The sequence below is a fragment of the Endozoicomonas sp. SESOKO2 genome (genome assembly GCF_024606245.1).
Taxonomy (GTDB): Bacteria; Pseudomonadota; Gammaproteobacteria; order Pseudomonadales; family Endozoicomonadaceae; genus Endozoicomonas_A.
Genome location: NZ_JAHHPQ010000505.1, coordinates 1 through 7,570, shown reverse-complemented (window position 1 = coordinate 7,570; position 7,570 = coordinate 1). Strand labels below are relative to the sequence as shown.

Sequence of the window (7,570 nt, the reverse complement as noted above, 5' to 3'; positions counted from 1 at the left end):
AATCATTCAGCTTGAGTTAATAAGCTTGCAGTTATACCTGCTGGCGAGTACCCACTCTCCCTTTTATATCAAGATTCTTTACAAAATTGTCCCCTGCAGAGATCGACTCGTTATTTATTTACTCTACCTTCTTTAGAGCTGGGGTCATTATTCTGGCTCACATCATCGGGATTGCGTTTTCGATGTTTTCTTTTGTGATTCGTTAGAGCTTGAGTATTCTGGCAGACCTTTCCGCATGGTCGCTGCTGACCATCCTCCCCAACGACGGTCACGTCACAGGTTTTTTCCCCGCCGTGTTGAGTTTTTTTGTGATCAGAGAGAGCCAGAGCATTCCGGCAGATCTTTCCGCAAGGCCGCTGTTGACGATCCTCCCCGACTACGGTCATGTCACAGGTTTTTTTCCCGGTGTGGTATCTTCTTTTGTGATTCGACAGGGCGTAGCCATTCTGGCAGACGGTCCCGCATGGCTGCTGCTGGCCATCCTCCCTGAACATGGTCACATCACAGATTTTTTGCCCGCTGTGGTATTTGCTTTTGTGGGATGACAGAGATTGAGCACTCTTGAAGACTATCCCGCATCGCTGCTGGCCATCCTCTCTGACAACGGTCACATCACAGGTTTTTTGTCCGGTGTGGTATTTGCTTTTGTGAGATGACAGAGATTGAGCACTCTTGAAGACCTTCCCGCATGGTTGAGGCTCGCCATCCTCAACGACTGTGGTCACGTCACAGTTTAGTTGTCCGGTGTGGTTGCTGCTTTTATGATTTGCCAGGGTTTGTGGGTAATGTGCAGTTCTTCCGCGAGGCGCTCCTCCGGGAAGAAGACAAATTGGTACATCATCATTGGCTGGCCAAGTGGTATCAGTTGCATAGACGATCCCTGCATTCACTGTGCAGTGATTGTCTGTATTGTCGCTAATGCCTCCGGCTTGTGGCTGATGCGCTTGCCGCTGAAATAGTTGGCCAGACTCGAATTCGAGTTGAGTGTCAAAGAGATCATCCAATGCTTGTGAAAGCGTAGAATCTCCAACGTTTAAAGGATTCAAATGACTTATGCAACCAAGACAGTGCCCTTGCGGAAAATGGGGGCATGAGATTTCTAAGGAATTCAGTGGCCATTCAGCGGACTCTCTGCTGTCGGATGATGCTCGGAAACTACAAACGCCATTGCAGGGAAAGACATAACAATTTAAACCCAAAGTATGTTGGTGTTGCAGAGGTTCTCCGTCTCCGCTACCGGAGCCTGAATAAAGGAAGCCAGTGAAAGAGCCAGCAGGCTGGATGGTTGCCCCCGGGGCTTGTTGGCCCGATGGTTGTGAAGCCTGGTATTGTTGTTGGCTATGCCCAGAGTCCGGAATCACAGTGATGGTGACAAATGTCTGATCCCCCTGGGTCAGCATAAACGTTGCCTTCTGCTGTTCAATCAGCTTAAACAGTGGGGAGTTGGGATGCCAATAACTTTGTAAAAGCCAACCGACAGCCACAACTACTTCTGCAAGTGCCCATGAGTAAGGAGTGGAGTACAGGGAGGCGTCCGGGGTGGACAGGATCAGTTCGTAACCCACCAGCAGGTGAGTGATGTAATGCCATTGCCAGAAGATTAACTCAACGGTCGTTTTTATCCCGTAAATGAACGAACGTTGTCGTATATTATTAGTCGGCAAAGATGATTTTGTAAAGCCGTTTATATCGGCAATGTCTGAAAAGGGACACCGGTCAGGCTTTATGGAAAAGCTCAGTTTTGGAGATGCTGTTTTCTGTTCAAGTTCGGTAACAAATCGTCCTGTAAACGGTTGTGCATGACAGACGACAAAAAACATCAGTAGCAGCAACAGCGGTGTCGTAAAGGGTGAGTGTTTAATAATTGTGTTCTTGCCTTCTGATTTACAGAGAGGAAGGATAGATCAAGAATATAATTGAGCTTTTCTGTCATTTAGAACTGAGGTCATTGTACTTGGCCGCATCAGCAAGTTTGCGTTTTCGATGTCTTTTTTTGTGATTCGACAGAGCTTGATGATTCTGGCAGACCTTCCCGCATGGCTGTGGCTGGCCATCCTCCCCGAGCATTATCTCGTCACAGGTTTTTTGCCCGCCGTGGATGTTTCTTTTGTGATCCGTCAGAGCCTTGGAACTCTTGCAAAGCTTCCCGCATGGCCGCTGCTGACCATCCTCTCCGACTACGATCATGTCACAGGTTTTTTGTCCGCTGTGCTCTTTTCTTTTGTGATCCGACAGCCTCCAGCTATTCTTGCAGACCTTTCCGCATGGTTGTTGCTGGCCATCCTTCGCGATCAACATCACACCACAGATTTGCTGGCTAGAGTGGACTCTGTTTTTGTGGTAAGTCAGTTCTATAGCATTCCTGAGAACCTCCCCGCATGGCCCTGACTGGCCATCGTTACCGACCACCAGCATGTCACAGGTTTGTTGCCCGGTATGGAGTCTGCCTTTGTGATTCCTCAGGGCTAGCGCATTCTGGCAGACCGTCCCGCATGGCTGCAGTCGGCCATCCTCCCCGATCACGCTCACGTCACAGGCTTTTAGCCCGCTGTGGACTTTACTTTTATGAGACGACAGGACCAAAGCATTCTTGTAGACTTTTCCGCATGGTCGTGGCTGGCCATCCTCTCCAACCAGAGGCACATCACAGGTTTGTTGCCCGCTGTGATCTTTTCTTATGTGAACCGACAAAGCTGTAGCACTCTTGCAAACAATCTCGCATGGTCGTCTCTGGCCATGCTCTCCAATCACAATCAACTTACAGGCCGCTTGCCCGACAGCTTCAGTTTTATAGTCTGCCCCGGCATCCATTGATTTTGAGGCGACCCCGTCTAAGGCGACCCCGTCTAAGGCGACCCCGTCTAAGGCGACCCCGTCTGAAAAGTTCCTGCCATAGGCAGGGTTGCTATCAATGCCTTGCGGCTGTGGATAAACCAGTCGGTCAAATACGCATTGAAGTTGATTGGCAGGGAAATCATCCAATGTTTTTAAAGGCGAGGAATCGCTGGCGTTTAGAGGATCAAAATAGCCAATGCAACGAAGACACTGCGCATTCGTCAAATGGGGGCATGAGCTTTGTCCGGAATTTAGTGACGATTCAGCAAGCCAACTACTATCGGATGATTGTCTGAGTATACAAATGCCACGACAGGGATAGACAAAACAATTTAAATCCAGAGTATGCAAGTCTTCTTGAGGGCCTCTTTTGTCGTCGCCATAGTCAGTATTCAGTGGGCTGTTGAAAGAGGCTTTAGGGTGGGTGGTTGCCCCTGATGGTCTCTGGCCGGATGGTTCTGATGGTGGTAGTGTCCGATGATGTCCAGAGCCAAACATCATAGTGATGGCCAAATCCGGTTTGCCTTCCTGCGCCTGCGTGGATGCTGTCTCTAATTGTTGAATCAGGCCAAACAGAAGTGAATCAAGGTTCAAATAGCTTTTTAAAACCCAACCGACAGCAACAATCACTTCTACAGGTAACGATGAATAAGGGCCGGGGCTTAGAGGAGAGTCTTTGCCGGTCAGGGTCAGTTTGTAACCAACCCGCAGATGGGTAGTATAAAGCCATTGCCACAAAGTTGATTCAATTATGGTCGTTTTTACTCCATAGTCGCCAGGTCTGTGTGGTTTATCATCAAGGGAGAAATGTGTTCCTGCATAGCTGTTTGCTTCGGCGATGTCTGACGCGTCGTGCGTCAGTTTTTGCCAGTCACGCTCTGTATAAAAGTGCTGGTTGGTCTGTTCGAGCTCGACAATATAACGTTCTGTCAACGGTTCGCCCCGACAGATAACAAACGGCAGTAGTAGTAAAAATATCGCAAAGAGTGAGTGCTTAATAATTATATCCTTGCATCCTGGCCTACAGAGAGAAAAGATAGATCATGATAATAACCGTGTTTTTCCGTTATTTAGAACTGAGGCCATCATTCCGATCCAGATCAAGAGCCTTGCGTTTTCGATGAGTTTTTTTGTGATCGTACAGGGCTTGAGTATTACTGCAGATTTTCCCGCATGGCCGCTGCAGGCCATCCTTCCCGATGACGGTTACTTCACAGGCTTGTTTATTGCTGTGGGTGCGTCTTTTGTGACTCAACAGGTCCAGAACATTCTTCCAGGTCGTCCCGCATGGTCGTGGCTGGCCATTCTCCCCGACTAATATGACATCACAGGTTTGTTGTCCGGTGTGCTCTTTTCTTTTGTGATCCGACAGTGCGCAAGCGTTCTTGCAGACCTGACCGCATGGCCGCAGCAGACCGTCTTCCCTGACCACGGATACGCCACAGGTTTTTTTCCCACTGTGGGCCATGCTTCTGTGGACGGACAGCGCTTTAGCATTTTTGCAGACCTTCCCGCATGGTCGTTGTTGGCCATTCTTTTGAATCACGGTAACGTCACAGGTCGGTTGCCCGGAAATGTTAGCTGCACAGGCAGCCTCTGCGCTCGTTATATATGCAAGGTTGCAGTGACATTCCGGGCTACTATCACAGCTGCTCGTCTGTGTCTTGGATGGTTGGTCAGAGTCGCATTGTAGCTGAGTGGCAGGGAGGCCATTCAATGCATTGAAAAGCGAGTAGTTTCTTTCGCTTGAAAGATCAAAATAGTCTATGCAACTAATGCATTGTCCTCTCGCTAAATGGCGACATGAGCTTTGTACGCAGCTCAGCGGCGATTCATCGTGCTTTCTGCTATCAGATGATGGTCGGAAACAGCAAACGCCATAACAGGGGAAGACGAAACAATTTAAATCCAAAGAATGCAGATCTTGCTGAGGACCATCGTTACCGGCGCCATAGTCAGTATTCAGTGGTCTGTTGAAAGAGCCAGCAGTATGGGTGTTGGCTTTATGGGTTTGCTGCCTGGATGATTCTGATGGCCGGTGTGATTGTTGTCCATCTCCAGAGCCAAGCATCATAGTTACGATGGCAGACGGATGATCCTGATTCGCCTCTTTTTGTTCAATTGGGTTAAACGGCGGTGAGCTGGGGTTCCAATAGTTTTTTAAAAGCCAGTACACAGCGGCAATCACTTCTATAGGTATCCATGAATAAGGGTTGAGATCGAGAAGAGCGTCTCTGTTGGTCAGGATTAGTTTGTAACCAACGAGCAGATCAGTGGCGTATGGTAAATGCCGCGAAATCGATTCAGCAGGGGGTATTTTTACCACGAAACTGCACGATCTTTGTTGTTTGTCATCAAATGGTGAAGCTGATCCTGGATAAGTGTTTGTGTCGGCAATGTCTGGAAATGTGCGCCGATCACGCTTTAAAGAAAAGCTCTGGTCTGGATAATCCGCATTTTTTTGAAGCTCAACAAAAAAACATTCTGTTAACGGTTTGGCCTGACAGGTGACAGAGAATTTCAGCAACAACACTGCCGCAAAGAGTGAGTATTGGATAATTCTAGCCCTGCGTTCTGGTTTATAGAGAGGAAGGATAGATCAATAAAATAAGTCCGTATTTCCGTCAATTACGGCTGAGGTGATTATCCTGATCTACATCAACAGGCTTCCGCTTTCGGTGTCTTCTTTTGTGTTTCGACAGAGCTGTGGCACTGTTGCATAGCTGTCTGCATGGCTGCAGTTGGCCGTCCTCCCCGACCAGAGTCGCGTTACAGGTTTGTTGCTCGCAGTGAGCGTTGCTTTTGTGCCTGGAATGCGATTTTCTTTTGTGAAGCGACAGAGCTTGAGCATTCTTGCAGACCTTCCCGCATGGCTGTTGCTGGCCATTCTCCCTGACCACTGTCAAGTCACAGGTTTGTGGCCCGCTGTGGGCTATTCTTTTGTGATGCCACAGGGCTCTATTATTCTTGCAGACCTTCCCGCATGACTGCTGCTGACCATTTTCCCCGACCAATGTCGCCTCACAGGTTGGCTGATGCTTGTTGTGGAATAGGCGTTTGTGATCAAACAGAGCTTGAGTATTCTTGCAGACCTTGCCGCATGGCTGCTGCTGGCCATCCCCGCCGACCACTGTTTCGTTACAGGCTTGTGGTCCTGTGTGGGCTCTTCTTTTGTGGTCCCACAGGGCTCTGCTGTTGTTGAAGACCTTCCCGCATGAGTGCTGTTGACCATCCTTCCCGACCACTGTTGCCTCACAGGTTGGTCGCTGCCCGCTGTGGAATTTGCGTTTGTGTTCTACCAGGGCTTGAGCGTTCTTGCAGACCATGCCGCAAGGCTGCTGGCCATCCTCACTGACCACTATTCCGTCACAGGTTTGTGGCCCGGTGTGGGCTCTTTTTTTGTGTTCCCAAAGGGCTTTATAACTCTTGCAGACCTTCCCGCATAACTGTTGCTGACCATTCTTACCGATCACTGTTTTCTCACAGCTCAGTTGCCCGCTGTGGAATTTAAGCTTGTGATCCGACAGGGCTTGTTCTGTGACTGTATGGTAAAGATGAGATGAACTCTGACCCAATTGGGATGATTCTATCGTTGTTTGATGTGTTTCTGAAGTCTCAAACAGGGAGGTTAACTGGCCGAGCGTATCGCAAATTCCGACTTCTTCGGGAAGACTTTGTGGAAGGATTAGCTCATTGATGGTCGAAACACCAACGGCGTTGGAGAGAAAATTCACATTATAATTGAGTTGGTCGGCAGCATCAGTTGTATAGTCAGCGTCAGCATTCATTGGGTATGTAATGTATACAGGATCAAAATGACCCATGCATCTAAAGCAGTGTCCATTGACCAAATGGGGACATGAGCTTTTTCCGGAGTCTAACGGCCGCTCAGAGGGCTCTCTGCTATCTGATGATGGGCGGAATTGACAAACGCCACGACAGGGATGGATGAAACAATCTAAACCCAAAGTATGCAGGTGTTGTTGGGGATTCCCGTTACCGCTTCCAGAGCCAGAATACAGACGGCTAACGAAAGAGTCTGCAGGATCGGCCGCGGCTTCCGTGGCATGCTGACCTGATGATTTTGATGGTTGGTATGATTGTTGACTATGTCCTGAGCCAAGAACCATAGTGATGGTTGCAAACGGGTCATCCTGACTGGCTTCTTGTTGTTCGATCAGATCAAACGACGATGATTTTATGTTTAAGTGGCTTTTTAAAAGCCAGATGATATCGACAAGCACTTCCAATGGTAACCATGAATAAGCGGCGGCACCCGGAGGAGCGTCTTTGATAGTCAGGGTCAGCAGGCCAGTGGCGTAAACCGATTGCCAGGAAATCGCTTCAATAATGGTCGTTTCTACTCCGTGGCCCCAAGATCTGCGGGGTTTGTCATCAGGCGATGAATCTGGTCCTGCATAGTCTTTTGTGTTGGTAGTGTCTGAAGGGTTTCCAACACGCTTTACAAAAAAGCTCTGGTTTGGAAATATTCTAGTTTGTTCAAGCTCGACAATATAATGTCCTGTCAACGGTTCGGTCTGACAGGCGACAGGACATGTCAGCAAAAGCAGTGCCGCAAAGAGTGAATGTTTAATAATTATAGCCGCGCGTTCCAGTTGATAGAGACGAAGGATAGATCAAGAAAATAAGTGTGTTTCTCTGTCAAAGATTTTCTGTTAAAAACTAGCAGCCTGTCGGACTTAAGCGTCCGTAGCGAGGATTGCAAGAAATTGAG

The 7,570-nt window shown here is 48.5% G+C and carries 4 protein-coding genes; all 4 read right to left on the bottom strand.

The features are described from left to right. Positions 1-110 precede the first annotated feature (110 nt). The 4 genes from KDK17_RS11605 to KDK17_RS11590 all read right to left on the bottom strand — a co-directional run bounded on the left by KDK17_RS11605 (position 111) and on the right by KDK17_RS11590 (position 7,364). Positions 111-1,832 (bottom strand): hypothetical protein, encoded by a 1,722-nt coding sequence (locus KDK17_RS11605; RefSeq protein ID WP_257276156.1) that lies wholly within the window; start codon positions 1,830-1,832, stop codon positions 111-113. A 97-nt stretch (positions 1,833-1,929) separates the two neighbouring features. Continuing rightward, entirely contained in the window at positions 1,930-3,768 is a 1,839-nt protein-coding gene (locus tag KDK17_RS11600; protein WP_257288145.1) for a hypothetical protein, read from the bottom strand. 133 nt (positions 3,769-3,901) lie between these two features. Further along, positions 3,902-5,362 carry a hypothetical protein gene (locus tag KDK17_RS11595; protein ID WP_257288144.1) on the bottom strand — a complete coding sequence of 487 codons (1,461 nt, stop codon included), beginning with the start codon at positions 5,360-5,362 and terminating at the stop codon, positions 3,902-3,904. A gap of 97 nt (positions 5,363-5,459) precedes the next feature. Then, positions 5,460-7,364 (bottom strand): hypothetical protein, encoded by a 1,905-nt coding sequence (locus KDK17_RS11590; RefSeq protein ID WP_257281463.1) that lies wholly within the window; start codon positions 7,362-7,364, stop codon positions 5,460-5,462. Positions 7,365-7,570: the final 206 nt, after the last annotated feature.